14 protein-coding genes and 1 riboswitch are annotated in these 15,328 nt (G+C 46.2%); of the genes, 13 read left to right on the forward strand and 1 reads right to left on the reverse strand.

Annotation, left to right across the window (positions count from 1 at the left end):
• Positions 1-156 precede the first annotated feature (156 nt).
• From MHH89_RS00895 to thiH, 5 genes are all read left to right on the forward strand, one after another.
• Entirely contained in the window at positions 157-1,029 is an 873-nt protein-coding gene (locus tag MHH89_RS00895; protein WP_038569678.1) for an SDR family oxidoreductase, read from the forward strand.
• Between the two features lie 87 nt (positions 1,030-1,116).
• A riboswitch (TPP riboswitch) is annotated at positions 1,117-1,218 on the forward strand.
• A 113-nt stretch (positions 1,219-1,331) separates the two neighbouring features.
• Positions 1,332-1,937 (forward strand): thiamine phosphate synthase, encoded by a 606-nt coding sequence (locus MHH89_RS00900; RefSeq protein WP_340975467.1) that lies wholly within the window; start codon positions 1,332-1,334, stop codon positions 1,935-1,937.
• Between the two features lie 38 nt (positions 1,938-1,975).
• The gene (thiS, locus tag MHH89_RS00905) at positions 1,976-2,179 is read left to right on the forward strand and encodes a sulfur carrier protein ThiS (protein WP_038569682.1); all 204 of its coding nucleotides are present in this window, start codon (positions 1,976-1,978) and stop codon (positions 2,177-2,179) included.
• Between the two features lie 55 nt (positions 2,180-2,234).
• Positions 2,235-3,002 (forward strand): thiazole synthase, encoded by a 768-nt coding sequence (locus tag MHH89_RS00910; RefSeq protein WP_340975469.1) that lies wholly within the window; start codon positions 2,235-2,237, stop codon positions 3,000-3,002.
• A gap of 33 nt (positions 3,003-3,035) precedes the next feature.
• Positions 3,036-4,151 carry a 2-iminoacetate synthase ThiH gene (gene thiH / locus MHH89_RS00915; protein ID WP_339190338.1) on the forward strand — a complete coding sequence of 372 codons (1,116 nt, stop codon included), beginning with the start codon at positions 3,036-3,038 and terminating at the stop codon, positions 4,149-4,151.
• A gap of 83 nt (positions 4,152-4,234) precedes the next feature.
• Here the strand turns inward: thiH and yfbR are convergent, their stop codons facing one another.
• Positions 4,235-4,840: a 5'-deoxynucleotidase gene (yfbR, locus tag MHH89_RS00920; RefSeq protein ID WP_341086073.1), complete on the reverse strand. Its 606-nt coding sequence runs from the start codon at positions 4,838-4,840 to the stop codon at positions 4,235-4,237.
• Positions 4,841-4,942: 102 nt separating this feature from the next.
• Here yfbR and MHH89_RS00925 point away from each other — a divergent pair, with 102 nt between their 5' ends.
• The 8 genes from MHH89_RS00925 (at position 4,943) to mutM (ending at position 15,295) form a co-directional block, all read left to right on the forward strand.
• Positions 4,943-6,502, forward strand: coding sequence for a fumarate hydratase (locus MHH89_RS00925; protein ID WP_341088775.1), 1,560 nt, complete (start codon positions 4,943-4,945; stop codon positions 6,500-6,502).
• A 158-nt stretch (positions 6,503-6,660) separates the two neighbouring features.
• Complete coding sequence (locus MHH89_RS00930; RefSeq protein ID WP_076220032.1) at positions 6,661-7,047, forward strand: VOC family protein; 387 nt, start codon at positions 6,661-6,663, stop codon at positions 7,045-7,047.
• A 178-nt stretch (positions 7,048-7,225) separates the two neighbouring features.
• Positions 7,226-9,022: a two-component system histidine kinase PnpS gene (pnpS, locus tag MHH89_RS00935; protein WP_076124920.1), complete on the forward strand. Its 1,797-nt coding sequence runs from the start codon at positions 7,226-7,228 to the stop codon at positions 9,020-9,022.
• A 109-nt stretch (positions 9,023-9,131) separates the two neighbouring features.
• A complete protein-coding gene (locus MHH89_RS00940; protein ID WP_036678951.1) occupies positions 9,132-9,860 on the forward strand; it encodes a response regulator transcription factor in 729 nt (242 codons plus the stop codon).
• A 198-nt stretch (positions 9,861-10,058) separates the two neighbouring features.
• Complete coding sequence (pstB, locus tag MHH89_RS00945; RefSeq protein ID WP_036678954.1) at positions 10,059-10,814, forward strand: phosphate ABC transporter ATP-binding protein PstB; 756 nt, start codon at positions 10,059-10,061, stop codon at positions 10,812-10,814.
• A gap of 73 nt (positions 10,815-10,887) precedes the next feature.
• Positions 10,888-11,547, forward strand: a complete 660-nt coding sequence (gene phoU / locus MHH89_RS00950; RefSeq protein WP_036678957.1) for a phosphate signaling complex protein PhoU — start codon at positions 10,888-10,890, stop codon at positions 11,545-11,547.
• Between the two features lie 189 nt (positions 11,548-11,736).
• Positions 11,737-14,406 carry a DNA polymerase I gene (gene polA / locus MHH89_RS00955; protein ID WP_076278583.1) on the forward strand — a complete coding sequence of 890 codons (2,670 nt, stop codon included), beginning with the start codon at positions 11,737-11,739 and terminating at the stop codon, positions 14,404-14,406.
• Between the two features lie 52 nt (positions 14,407-14,458).
• Complete coding sequence (gene mutM / locus MHH89_RS00960; RefSeq protein ID WP_076124923.1) at positions 14,459-15,295, forward strand: DNA-formamidopyrimidine glycosylase; 837 nt, start codon at positions 14,459-14,461, stop codon at positions 15,293-15,295.
• The last annotated feature ends 33 nt before the right edge of the window (positions 15,296-15,328 follow it).

Here is a 15,328-nt window from a genome sequence, read left to right on the forward strand (position 1 = left end):
TCTCTCACGGTTGTTTATATCTACTTTCATTGTGGTAAGTAAGATTCGTAAAGCGATTTAAGAAAATGACAAACCCAGCGTATAAACGTGCATAGTTGTGCCATCCTAAGACGATCAGTTAACTATCAATTTGCTTAACGAGAGGAGATAGGGAAGATGTCAGGCAACAATAAACAAGCTACAAAAACCTTACCCCCACAGGAGCAGCATCATCAGCCAGGGATTGAGAGTGAAATGACGCCGCTGCCCAAATACGAGCCGGCAAATTATAAAGCAGCAGGTAAACTGCAAGACAAGGCGGCGTTAATTACCGGTGGAGACAGCGGAATTGGGCGTGCAGTTGCTGTGCTTTTTGCTAAAGAAGGCGCTGATGTGGTCATTTCATATCTTAATGAACACTCAGATGCAGAGGAAACTAAACGTCAGGTCGAGCAGGAAGGCCGCAAATGTATCCTAATTCCAGGTGATATCGGTGACGAGAAATTCTGTAAGGATCTTATTAAACAGACGGTGGAGGGCTTAGGAAAGCTTGATATTCTCATCAATAACGCGGCAGAGCAACATCCGCAAGCTAAGATCGAGGATATTACTTCCGAGCAGCTTGAGCGTACTTTCCGTACGAATATATTTGCGATGTTCTATTTAACAAAAGCAGCTATGCCTCATTTAAAAGCAGGATCTACAATTATAAATACAACTTCAATTACCGCTTATCGCGGAAGCCCGCAGCTGCTGGACTATTCATCAACTAAAGGAGCTATTCTTAGCTTCACACGATCCTTGTCCACGAATCTGGCAGAGAAGGGCATACGGGTAAACGGTGTTGCACCAGGTCCAATCTGGACACCGCTGATTCCCTCTACCTTTGATGCAAAACAGGTTAGCGAGTTTGGAGGTACACAGCCTATGAAACGGCCTGGACAACCAGAAGAGCTGGCACCAGCCTATGTATATCTGGCCTCTGACGATTCCAGTTATGTGACTGGACAGGTTATTCATGTAAATGGTGGCGAGGTAGTAAACGGTTAGATCAGTACAGCTAATGTGAATAAATGGGTGTATTTCAATAAAAAAATATGTTACTATAAACCACGTTAGCATTTTAAAATTGTATATTTATGTCACTAGGGGTGCCGATTGGCTGAGACGGAATGGATTTCCGGACCCTTTGAACCTGATCTGGTTAAGACCAGCGTAGGGAAGTGGAGAACGAATTTCTGTTGTCGGGCTATTTGTAGTGCCGTCTATATACAGATTCTGACTGCCTTCCTTACGGGGGGCAGTTTTTTTGTTTTTTACTGACCTACAGGGAAGTGAGAGAGGAGATCGTGATGTTGCAAGCTGAGATCCATCTAATATCAGACGGCAAGCTACAGCTGAGACATTTTGTTGAACTAGCTGTCACGGTGCAGACATGGGTCGATTATATTCACCTGAGAGATAAGCAATGTCCTGCATGCGAACTGCTCGCTGCGGCACAGCAGCTGTTGGCTGCCGGTATGCCCGCTACCAAACTGATAATCAACGACCGGATCGATGTAGCATTGGCAGCTGGTGCCGCGGGGGTTCAGTTGGCTTGGCACAGTCTGAGTCCGGTTACAGCCCGGCGAATTGCACCTCAGCTTCGGCTGGGGAGATCGGTTCATTCTCCGGAAGAAGCGGCGAATGCCTCAGAGCAGGGAGCTGATTATTGCTTGTTTGGTCATGTATTTCCCTCGGATAGCAAGTTAGGGCTGCCCGCACGTGGGTTAGAGCTGCTTGCAGAAACGGTGGAGACCAGCTCTATTCCTGTAATTGCGATTGGAGGAATTAGCCCCGCTAATGCGGCGCAGATCATTAGACAAGGTGCGGCAGGAGTTGCTGTGATGTCCGGTATTTGCGGAGCGGATGATCCTTATGAGGCCGCCAAAGCTATTCATAAGGCGGTTCATTCATAGCCTGGAGGTAACAGCATGGGCGAAGGGGGTGATTCAGAATGAAGCTGTTGATTAACGGGAAATCCGCAGAGTGTTCTGGTGGTATTCAAACTATAGCTGATTTGATCAGTCTTCCTGAGTGGTCGGGTCGTCTGATGATCATTGAGCTGAATGGAGAAATTGTCAGTAAGGAGAATTATGAAAGTACTGCTCTGAGCGAGGATGATCGTTTGGAACTGGTGCACTTTGTTGGTGGGGGTTGAGATGGAGCGGTATAGAATTTTGAGAAATTTATACGAACCAAAGGGAGGTAATTTCATGCATGACCCGTTACATATTGGCGGCATCGAATTAACCAGTAGATTATTTATCGGAACCGGAAAATATAGCCGGAATACGTTGATCCCCGAAGTGATCGCAAGCTCTGGTTCTCAGGTGATTACTGTAGCGCTTCGCCGAGTGGACCCGCAAGGTGGAGCAGAAAATATCATGAACCACATTCCCGGTCACATGACTCTTCTGCCTAATACCTCAGGAGCGCGTACAGCGGAAGAGGCAGTCCGTATTGCAAGATTAGCAAGAGCTGCGGGACTGGGGAACTGGGTCAAGATCGAAGTGATCAATGATCAGAAATACCTGCTTCCAGATAATCTGGAGACCATACGAGCTACAGAGATTTTAGCAGCGGAGGGTTTTGTAGTACTGCCTTATATGAGTCCGGACCTTTCGGCTGCTTTACGTCTGAGAGATGCCGGTGCTGCTGCTGTGATGCCGCTTGGTGCGCCGATCGGGACGAATCGCGGCCTGCGCACTAAGGAGCTTGTGCGTATTCTTATTGAAGAAGTGAATTTGCCGATTATTGTAGACGCCGGAATTGGCAAGCCCTCGGAAGCGGCGGAAGCAATGGAGATGGGGGCCGCTGCTGTTCTGCTTAATACGGCTATTGCAACGGCACGTAATCCGCTCGTCATGGCGGAAGCGTTCCGCGAGGCGATAGCCGCTGGCCGCAAAGCTTATTTGGCAGGACTCGGTCCTGTAGAAGAAGTTGCTTTTGCTTCGTCACCGTTGACTGGATTTTTGAACTGAATTTGATAGGTCACGAAAGGAGGGAAGATTAGCATGAGCTTTTTTGACACACTGGCCCGCTTGGAGCAGTATCCTTATGAGCAGCTGTGGAAGGAGTTCCGGGAGGATGACGTTAGGCGGGCGCTTGGAAAAGACAAGCTGAACGAAAATGATTTGCTGGCATTGCTCTCTCCGGCAGCAACGCCGCTGCTAGAGGAGATGGCGTTGGCTGCACAGCGACTGACCCGTGCACATTTTGGTTATTCGATGCAGCTGTTCACACCGATGTATCTTGCGGATTTTTGTGTGAATCATTGTACCTACTGCAGCTTCAGCTCCATTTATGATTTTCCGCGTAAAAAGCTGTCCTTGGAGGAGGTTCGCAGGGAGGCTGAGAAGATTGCAGCTACAGGTCTGCGGCATATCCTCATTTTGACTGGTGAATCGCGCCGGGAGAATCCTGTCTCATATATTAAGGATTGTGTAGATGTACTCAGGGAATTTTTTTCCTCTGTCAGTATTGAGATAAATCCTCTATCAACTGCAGAATATAAAGAGCTTCTTCAAGCAGGGGTGGATGGATTAACACTATACCAAGAGGTGTACCACCAGGAGACTTACAGAAAGCTGCATGTTAAAGGGCCTAAAAGAAACTACCGGAATCGCCTGGATGCACCTGAACGCGGCTGTCAGGCAGGTTTTCGTTCTGTGAATATTGGTACGTTGCTCGGGATGTATGATTGGCGGCAAGAGGCATTCCAAAGTGCCATGCATGCCCGCTATTTGCAGGATCGGTATCCAGATTGCGAGATCAGTCTGTCACCTCCACGGTTTCGGCCTTATTTAGGGGAATTTAACCCGGAGTGTGATGTTACCGACCGATCGCTAGTGCAGATTATTTTGGCATACCGGTTATTTTTACCCCGTTCGGGCATTACTTTATCTACACGAGAGCCTGCCTCTCTACGCGATCATTTAATTCATCTAGGAATAACAAAGATGTCAGCCGGGGTCACTACTGAGGTGGGCGGTCACACTAATGCAGGGGGAACTCCGCAATTCGAAATATCCGATAGCCGTAGTGTGCAGGAGATTACGGAAATGCTATATACGAAGGGTTTGCAGCCCATTTTTAAAGACTGGGATATCCTGACCGAATCAACAACGTAACGCTTGTATTATCAATTATTAATCACTAAATGGACCCCTGCGAGATTCATGCGGAGGTCCATTTTTTATTGTATAGAGGGTGTTTAGTTTCCGGCAGAGAGCTCATCGAGAGACATTTCGAAACTCGGTGCCATATGAGTCAGAAAATAATCCACTTCCTGCAGGTCAAGCCCACGAAGTTTTGCTGCTGTCTGCTCCTTCGCGGCGGCAAATTCTCGGTTTCCTGCAGCAACTTCCCATACGCATTTCAAATAAGCATCCAGCCGATCAGCGGCTTTCACATAGCTGTGCAGCAGAATGTCCTCCGAATCGGGAGGGCTGTCTTCCGGCCGTATAAGCTGAGTGTAGATGCTTTTCAGCTCTGATGGAATCATTCCAGTTAAGCGATCAGCCGCAACTTTCTCCATTTCCCGGAAGCTGGTGAGCAAGCGAGGATTGTTGTATTTTACCGGCGTGGCGATGTCACCTGTGAACACTTCGCTGGCATCATGGAACAGAGCTATGGTTGCTGCTCGTTCCGCGTTTAGTGAACGTCCAAAATGAACATTACCGATGGAACAGAGCATATGTGTGAGCAATGAAACATGAAAAGAATGCTCAGCGACGTTCTCCGGTGCGGTGCTGCGCATCAAGCTCCAGCGCTGAATATACTGAAGACGATATAGATAGGCAGAAAAATGGTAGCTCAATTTTAAAGTAACCCCTTTCATGCGGTGCTAGGTATGATATTATTATACTAATTGTATCAAACTTTAGATAACCTGGAACTGCCGAGAGGAGCTTGAATGAAGATGCAGCATTTTGAAGACAGTATTTATAACCTTATCGTAGAAACTTCCACGAATTTGCCGGGAGATGTACGCCGGGCAGTTGCAAAAGGTCGCGCGCTGGAAGACAGGGCTACCCGGTCCGGTCTTGCTTTAACCACGATTGCGCAAAATATCGGAATGGCTGAGCAGCAAGTGTCTCCGATCTGTCAGGATACGGGAATGCCTACATTTATCATTCACACCCCTGTGGGAATCAATCAGATTGAGATGAAAAAAGATATTCATAATGCCATTGTACGAGCGACCAAGAATGGTAAACTTCGTCCCAATTCTGTAGATTCATTAACAGGTGAGAATAGCGGAGATAACTTGGGTGCAGGCACACCAGTCCTTCATTTCGAACAATGGGAAGAGGATAAAATAGACGTTAGACTTATTCTGAAGGGTGGAGGCTGCGAGAATAAAAATATTCAATACAGTCTCCCGGCAGAATTAGAAGGACTCGGCAAAGCGGGTCGGGATCTTGACGGAATCCGTAAATGTATTTTACACGCGGTATATCAGGCGCAGGGACAAGGATGTAGTGCCGGTTTTATTGGCGTGGGTATCGGCGGTGACCGTACGACTGGCTACGAGCTGGCTAAGAAGCAGCTGTTCCGCAAAGTGGAGGATGTTAATCCAATAGAAGACCTTAGTAAGCTGGAAGACTATATTATGGAGAATGCTAACAAGCTTGGAATTGGCACGATGGGCTTTGGTGGTGAAGTATCGCTGCTGGGCTGTAAGGTTGGCGTAATGAATCGTCTGCCAGCTAGCTTTTTCGTATCCGTTGCTTATAACTGTTGGGCCTTCCGCCGCCAAGGGGTGCTGGTTGATCCATCCGCAGGCAATATAGAGGATTGGTTGTATGAGAGTGGTACAGGGATATCTGTAGATGATGAAGGGGCACATGAATCTGAAGCGGTAATTGCTGAGGGAGCTAACAGCCCAGCCTCTGAGTCGCGGGAAGTACGTCTTACAACGCCGGTAAGTGAAGAGGATATCCGTAGTCTGCGTGTTGGAGACGTGGTTATTTTATCCGGTGAAATGCATACAGGCCGTGATGCTTTGCACAAATATTTAATGGATCATGAGTCTCCGGTAGATCTGGAAGGGGCTGTGATTTATCATTGTGGTCCTGTGATGATGAAAGATGAGGAAGGCTGGCATGTAAAAGCTGCGGGCCCAACTACGAGCATTCGTGAAGAGCCTTATCAAGGCGATATCATCAAAAAATTTGGAATCCGTGCAGTCATCGGAAAAGGTGGTATGGGTCCAAAAACGTTAAAAGCGTTGCAGGAGCACGGCGGGGTATACCTCAATGCGATTGGTGGAGCCGCCCAGTATTATGCTGAGTGTATTAAGAAGGTCAACGCTGTTGATTTTATGGAATTTGGTATTCCTGAGGCGATGTGGCATCTCGATGTGGAGGGTTTTGCAGCGATTGTGACGATGGATGCTCACGGCAACAGTCTGCATGCGGATGTGGAAAAAGATTCTGCAGCTAAATTGACTCAATTCAAGGAGCCAGTGTTTAAATAAATGGGGTTACAACCGGTGGATAAGTCATGAGGAGGGCAGATTCTCTGAATGGCTTTTCCATGGGTTTTAATCAAATTATAAGGATTTATATGTCCAGACTATAAATGATCCTTAAGGAACGCCGAAGGCGTTTTTACCTGTCTAAAGGAGGACAACGAATGGCACCACATTATATTAGAAATGGGTTTCTTAACGTTACGCCGTATTTTATTGCGGAAGATGCAGACCAATTGATAGATTTTGTTGTGCACTGCTTTGATGCCAAAATTATTGATATGCTGCGAAATGATGAGGGAAGGATTAGGCATGCCGAGGTCAGAATCGGTGATTCCATCATTGAGATTTCCGAAGCGAATGAAAAGTATTCACCGGTACAGCTTGCCATTCATCTTTATGTAAGAAATGTTGATGAGACCTACCGCAAGTGCCTGGATGCCGGGGCTTCTATTATTGAAGAACCACTGGATAAATCCTATGGAGAAAGAGGAGCAGGGGTTAGAGACCTTCAGGGTAATCAGTGGTTTCTTGCCACCCGTACAGAATAAACTCATGTGTTTTTACAAAAGTAATACAAAGTAACAGTCCAGAGTTAATCAACTCGGGCTGTTATTTTTATATAATCTACTCTGGGGGGCTTATGTCACGGTCATAGTCGTACTGGTATTTTGAAGAAAATGAAGTTAGGATAAAAGATACAATGATAAAGGGAGAGGCAAATTTCAGATGAAACCGTTTCGCGCTCGTCTTACGTTTATACTTATGGCCTTAATCGGTATTTCCATGATTGGTACTGGATTTACGATGGCTCATCTGTTTAAGAGCTCCCATATAACTGCTCTGGAAGAGAATATGTCCCGGGAAATAAGCTTGCTCTCAGGCACACTGGAATTTGTTGATATGAATTCTTCGAATGCGATCCCGTATTACACTGAACAGGCGGAGCATATTTCTAAACTTTTAGATTCTCGGATAACGTTTATTACAAAGTCGGGTAAAGTAATTGGCGATTCTGAGAAAAACCCCTTGGAAATGGACAACCACTCCAATCGTGAAGAAGAGATAGGGGCTGCGAAAGAGGGAACTGGACGGGCAATCCGTTACAGCGAAACTCTAAAGCATGAGATGTTATATGTGGCTGGAAAGGTAACTTCTGATCAGGGATTTGACGGCTATATTCGGGTCTCAATGGGACTTGATGCTGTAACGCAAGGTCTTAAGCATGCTTGGATGATCATGGCTGCAGGTCTAATTATCTTGTTCTTGTCAGCAACTATTGTGAGCTATAAAGTAGCTTCAAGCATGACTTCCCCGCTGGAGCAAATCACAAGAGTCGCCCGGCGGATTACCGATCTGGATTATGATGCCAGAGTTCATTTGAAGCGTAAAGATGAAGTTGGACAGCTGGCTACAGCGATTAATGCGATGGCAGACAGTCTTCAAGACCAGCTTAAGACGATTCGTGATAATGAGGATCTGCTGCAAAGCGTGCTGGATAATATGACGGGCGGCATCATAATGATCAATGCGGAAGAAGAGATTGCGCTGCTTAATCGGGCTTCAGAGCGAATGCTTGATGTCAGTAACGGTGAAATGGCGGGTCATTCGTACAAAGAGTTAAAACGGCATTATGAGCTAACCCGTCTGCTTGAAGAAGGGGTGTTAAGCCGGGAGCCGATTCATGAAGAACGAAGTATTTATAACCCAAGAGAGCGAATTGTACGGATGGACGCGGTTCCGATGATCCAGGATGGTACGTACAGAGGTATGCTTTTCCTATTGCAAGAGGTTACGGAAATTCGCCGTTTGGAGCGGATGCGTAGTGAATTTGTAGCTAATGTATCGCATGAACTCAAGACTCCGGTTGCAGCGGTCAAAGGGTTTGCCGAGACCTTACTGGGAGGCGGAGTTAAAGATGAGAAGACGGCGAGATCCTTCCTGCAAATTATTTATGATGAGAATGAGCGTTTAAATCGCTTGATTGGAGATATTCTGGAATTATCTAAAATCGAATCTAAACGGGTGCAGCTCGATTGCTCACCGGTTCATATCATTGAATTCTTTGATTCCGTGCTGGGAACCATCAGTAAAGTCGCTGAGAAGAAAAACATTAGTCTTAATGTAGAGGTTCCAGAGGAGCTATTCATTGAGGCGGATGAGGATAAGCTGCGTCAAATCTTTATGAATCTGTTCTCTAATGCGATTAATTACACACATGAAGGCGGAAACGTAAAGGTCTACGTTAAGAGTCTACTGAAACCAGACGGCTCCGAAAATGTTCAATTTACTGTTAGCGATACAGGTATGGGGATTCCTAAAAAAGATCTTCCGCGTATTTTTGAACGTTTTTACCGGGTGGATAAGGCAAGATCCAGAAGCTCCGGTGGAACGGGATTGGGGCTGTCTATTGTGAAGCATTTGGTAGATATGCACCATGGAGTGATTTCAGTTGAAAGTGATCTGGGAATCGGCAGTTCCTTTGTGATTGAATTGCCTTTGCTGCAGGAAGAAAAGACCGATTAGATTTTTGTAAATTCACTTTTTCAATTTTACACTAAGTTAACATTACGGTGATATGATGGTTTTGTTGCTGTTTTGTAAAAATCAAACTATATGGAAGACGGGGGAACCTATGGCTCAACGATTGCTTGTCATTGAAGACGAACCGACACTAGCCCGGCTGCTGTCCTATAACTTAACGCAGGAAGGTTACGAGGTGACGGTAGAGGATCATGGAACGGCAGGATATGATCGTGCGACGAGGGAACCTTTTGACTTGATCGTATTGGATCTGATGCTGCCAGGAATGAATGGCATTGACATCCTTGATAAATTGCGTGGACAAGGTATCCGCACACCTATTATCGTATTGACTGCTAAAAATGCTGAAGAAGATGTGGTTAGAGGGCTGAAATCCGGTGCTGATGATTATATAACCAAACCTTTTGGAGTATCCGAATTGCTTGCAAGAGTGAGCGCTGTATTGCGGCGGATTTCCGGTCTTGCTGAGGAGGCTCCACAAGAGACACCTATATCTGCTTCTACGATCATTCTGGGACAACTAGAAATCTATCCTGAGCGGTATGAAGTTTCCCTAGGTGGACATAGCATTAACCTGCGACCTAAAGAGTTCGAGGTATTGTTATATTTGGCTCGTAAACCAGGGGTAGTGCTGACAAGAGATGATCTTATGAACGCTGTATGGGGCTTTGATTATATTGGTGGACAGCGCACCGTTGATGTGCACGTAAGTTCACTTCGTAAAAAGCTTGAGCTAGATCCAGAATCTGTCCATATCGATTCCATTCGAGGTGTAGGTTATAAATTAGTTGTTAACAAAAAGAGAGCTCCGGTCATTTAGCATGACTGGAGTTTTCTTCTTTATCCCGTTCATAAACAAGATTCAGGTGAGATTACACGCCGAATTGTAGGGAATACTATCACGTGGACTAATTCATCTTCACCAATTTTACATTGCGTTAACATTTCTCTCCAACTGTATTTACATTAAAAGCTTATTATGGAGAACGAAGATGATGAGAAGGAGACGTAAATACTAATGAAATCCATCATTGACATAGAGAAACTTGATCTCTACTATGAGTCATTTCACGCACTGAAGAATGTGAATCTGCAAATTCCGGAGAAACAGGTTACTGCTTTTATTGGACCTTCCGGTTGCGGAAAATCCACTCTGTTGCGCACGCTGAATCGTATGAATGATATGATTCCTGGTACACGTATTGAAGGAACTGTAAACATCGGCGGCAAAAATATTTATAGTGACGAGGTAGAGGTAGAAAGCCTGCGTAAGCAGGTGGGCATGGTATTCCAACAGCCCAATCCTTTTCCGAAGTCGATTTACGACAATGTAGCTTATGGTCCTCGCCTGCACGGCATTCGTTCAAAGAGCGAACTGGATGAGATTGTAGAGCAAAGTCTGCGTCATTCCGCGCTGTGGGAGGAAGTTAAAGATTTTCTGAAAAAATCTGCCCTTAGCTTGTCCGGCGGACAGCAGCAACGGCTGTGTATCGCCCGAGCTTTGGCAGTACAGCCGGATATTCTGCTCATGGATGAGGCAACGTCTGCACTTGATCCTGTGTCTACGCTCAAGATAGAGGAGCTTGTACAGGAATTAAGAAGTAAGTATACAATCGTTATGGTTACTCATAACATGCATCAGGCGGCACGTGTATCTGGTCGAACCGTGTTTTTCTTGAATGGTGTAATTGTAGAGGCGGCGGATACAGAGGTGTTGTTCTCTACTCCTAAGGATTCCCGCACCGAAGATTATATTTCTGGACGTTTCGGCTGATACGGGCTACAAGGGCGCTCGTCCTTGGAAATGGCAAGCTGACCATACATTAATGAGGAGGATCGCTCTTACTATGATTCGCAGAAAAGAATTTGATAAAGATTTGGAAGAGCTGCGCAGTCTGCTGCAGCAGATGGGTGAACATGTAATAGATGCTCTTGGTGGAGCAATTGTTGCTTTACAGAATCTTGATACTGTGCGCGCTCAGGAAATCATTAAAGCAGATTTGCAGCTGAATGCCATGGAAGATAAAATCATGGAAATTGGCTCACGGCTAATTATTACACAGCAGCCTGTAGCAAAAGATTTGCGCCGCATTATCGTTGCTTTCAAAATATCTAGCGATTTGGAACGTATGGGTGACTTGGCTATTGATGTTGCGAAAGCAACTATGCGCATCCATGGACAGCAGCTGATCAAGCCGCTTGTAGACATTCCACGTATGGCGGAAATTGTGACGACCATGATTGATGAGGCTATCCAGTCTTATCTGGATGAGAACACGGATCTGGCTTATAGAATGGCACAAGATGATGATCAGGTCGATCAATTATATGGTTCGATGATCAATGAGCTATATAGTTATATGGTGGCAAAACCGGATTCTGTATCCCAAGCTATGTTATTAACGCTGGTAGGCCGTTATATTGAACGGATTGCCGATCATGCGACTAACATTGGTGAGAGTGTTGTTTATCTGGTCACAGGCAGCCGTCCGGACTTGAATCAGTAATTTGCACTTACACAGCTTTTGTTATATCTTTAGTTAAACTAAGTAGCCGCCCTTTTAAAAGGGCGGCTACTTGTTGTATATCCTTAACATATCAGCTTATCCCACTGTTTAGGTTGGTAAAGCCGTTTCTACTTGTACAGGGCATATGGTAAGATGTAAGGAGTAAGCATGAAAAAGGCGAGGTGCACTATGGACAAGTTGATACTTATAGATGGAAACAATATTATTTACCGTGCTTTTTTTGCGATGCCCCCGCTGACGAATACAGCAGGGCAACAGACAAATGCGGTGTACGGATTTACAACGATGCTGCTTCGTTTAATCGAAGAACATAAACCGACACATATGATTGTCGCTTTCGATGCAGGGAAAGTTACTTTTCGGCATGAAGGTTATCAAGATTATAAGGGCGGCCGGCAAAAAACACCGCCGGAACTCTCCGAGCAGTTCCCTTTGTTGAAGGAATTGCTGACTAATTTAGGTGTACCGCAGTTTGAAATTGGCAATTATGAGGCTGATGATATTATTGGCACCATTTCACGCCAGGCGGATGAAGCGGGACGGCAGGTTATGATCGTGTCGGGAGACAAGGATATGTTGCAGCTGGCCTCTGAACATACGACCGTTGCCTTAATCCGCAAAGGGGTCACCGAAGTTGAGCTTTATGGGCCGGAACAAATCCGGGAGAAATATGACCTAACCCCTGAGCAGATCATTGATCTTAAAGGGCTGATGGGCGATGCAAGTGATAACATCCCGGGAGTACCCGGCGTAGGTGAGAAGACAGCTTTGAAGCTGCTGCATCAATTTGGATCAGTGGAAGGTGTCTTAGCTGGAACCGGTGAGCTAAAGGGTAAAATGAAAGAGAAACTGGAAACCCATGCGGAAGATGCGGTGATGAGTAAAAAATTAGCGACCATCTATCGCGAAGTACCGCTTGAGCATTCGTGGGAAGACATGGTCTTCAATGGAATTTCAGCGGATACAGCCGGACCAGCACTTGCCAAGCTGGAATTTAAATCATTGTTGGAACGTTTGTCGCTTAGCGCTTATGCTCCTGTTGCCGAGGGTGAGGAGAGTGCAGCTGAAGTAGAAGCTGCGGCACTTGATATTACGATCGTAAGTGAAGAAGAACTTAAGGGGCTCAGTGAAGCTCTGGCTGGTATTTCGGCGCTGCATGTGGAATCGTATGGAGATAATCCGCATCGTGCCGAGGTAATCGGAATAGGATTGTCCTCTCTGGAGCGGCATTACTATGTGCCGTTTGAATTACTGCATAAACCGGCCGCTGCGAAGCTGCGTGATTGGCTAGGAGATGAAAAGGCTCCGAAAAGTGGATATGATCTTCACCGCGCTGATTTGGCTCTACACTGGCAGGGAATTGCTTTTGCAGGTGCAGCCCATGATGTGCAGCTGGCGGCTTATTTGCTTGATCCTACGGAGGCTAATCAGAATCTAAATGATCTCACTGCTAAATACGGCTTGCCGCGGCTCTCTCCTGATGAAGAGGTATTTGGTAAAGGTGCCAAATACAAAATCCCTGAGCTTGAAGTTTTAGGAAATCACGTTGCACGAAAGAGTGCAACGGTTCTTGGAATCGCACAGAAGCAACAGCAGGAGCTGGTGGAGACCGCAATGACAGGGCTATTCGAGGATCTGGAAATGCCTTTGTCACGGATTTTGGCGGATATGGAGAAACAGGGGATTGCAGTCAATGCTGGTGATCTTAAAGAGCTTGGAAAAGAATTCGAGGCGCAAATTTCCAAATTGGTCAGTGAAATATACGAGATTTGTGGCACTGAGTTTAATTTGAACTCACCAAAGCAGCTGGGTGAAATCTTGTTTGTAAAGCTAGGTCTGCCTGTCGTCAAGAAGACGAAGACGGGTTATTCCACGGATGCCGAAGTGCTTGAGAAACTGGCGCCATACCACGATGTGGTGCGTTTGATTCTGCAATATCGCACAATTGCAAAGCTGCAATCTACCTACGTAGAGGGGCTGCTTAAAGAAATTTCCCCGAACACAGGGAAGGTGCATACATTCTATCGGCAGACAATTGCCGCTACAGGACGGCTTAGCAGCCAATTCCCGAACTTGCAAAATATCCCGATTCGTCTAGAGGAAGGACGCAAAATCCGCAAGGTATTCGTTCCGTCCGAACCGGGCTGGTCCATCCTGGCAGCCGACTATTCGCAGATCGAACTGCGAGTGCTGGCGCATATTTCAGGTGATGAGCGGATGAAGGAAGCCTTTCTGCATGATATGGATATTCACACGAAGACAGCGATGGATGTGTTCGGTGTGACCGCGGAACAGGTGGACAGCAATATGCGCCGTGCCGCAAAAGCCGTTAACTTTGGGATCGTCTACGGGATCAGTGATTACGGTCTCTCGCAGAATCTGAATATTCCGCGTAAGGAAGCCGCGCAATTTATTGAACAGTATTTTGAGGTTTATCAGGGTGTGCGCCGCTATATGGACGATATTGTAGTGGAGGCACGAAAGTATGGTTATGTGACCACATTGCTCGAACGTCGCCGTTATCTGCCGGAGATTAATGCGAAGAACTTTAATCTGCGCTCTTTTGCGGAGCGGACAGCAATGAATACACCTATACAGGGAACAGCAGCGGATATAATCAAGCTGGCGATGGTGCATATGGACAAGGCATTATTTGATCGTGGGCTTAAGAGCCGTATGCTGCTTCAAGTACACGATGAGCTTGTATTCGAGGTGCCAGAGGATGAAATGGAGCTTATGAAGACGCTTTTGCCGGAAGTAATGGGTGGAGCCCTGAAGTTATCTGTGCCGCTTAAGGCAGAGGTCAGCTTTGGAAGTAACTGGTACGAGGCGAAATAGACTCCCTTTAAGGTGTGCATATCAGCTATAATGTAGTTGAGGTGAAGACATCATGCCGGAATTACCGGAAGTAGAGACAGTCAAGAGAACACTTAATGAGTTAGTTAATGGAAAGCAGATAGAGAATGTAACCGTCCGGTTGGCGCGGATTATTCAGCGTCCGGATGATATTCAGGCTTTTGCCCACCTGCTGGCAGGTCATAGCATTGTAAAAGTTGAACGAAGAGGAAAGTTTTTGCGTATTGTACTGGATGGTCTGGTGCTTGTGTCACATTTACGGATGGAGGGCCGTTACGGACTTTTTTCAAATGATGACCCACTGGACAAGCATACACATGTGATTTTTCATTTTACGGATGGAACTGAGCTGCGTTATACGGATGTTCGCCAGTTCGGGACGATGCATCTTTTTCAGATGGGAGAAGATCTTCAGCTGCCGCCTTTAAATAAGCTGGGGCAGGAGCCGCTGGAGCCTTCTTTTACACCGGAGAGGTTTAAGCAGATCGTGTCCGGTAAAAGCACCAAAATTAAATCGCTGCTGCTTAATCAGGAATATATCGTCGGCATCGGCAATATTTATGTAGATGAGTCGTTGCACCGTGCGGGTATCCATCCTGAAGACAGCGCCAAAGCGCTCACGGACAATCAATTGGACAAGCTGCATCATGCAATTGTAAGCACGCTGGCCGAAGCGGTTAACGCCGGAGGTTCATCTGTTAAGTCATATGTTAATGGCCAAGGTGAGAGCGGTACGTATCAGCAGCAGCTATTGATTTACGGTCGTAAAGATCAGCCGTGTAGTAACTGTGGAACGATGATTGAGAAGACGGTTGTAGGCGGTCGTGGTACGCATTATTGTCCAAATTGCCAGCGTCCGACTGTTCACTGAATTTGTTGAAATAATAAGGTTGGCACCCACTAC

The sequence above is a fragment of the Paenibacillus sp. FSL H7-0323 genome (assembly GCF_038002725.1).
Lineage (GTDB): Bacteria > Bacillota > Bacilli > Paenibacillales > Paenibacillaceae > Paenibacillus_AQ > Paenibacillus_AQ odorifer.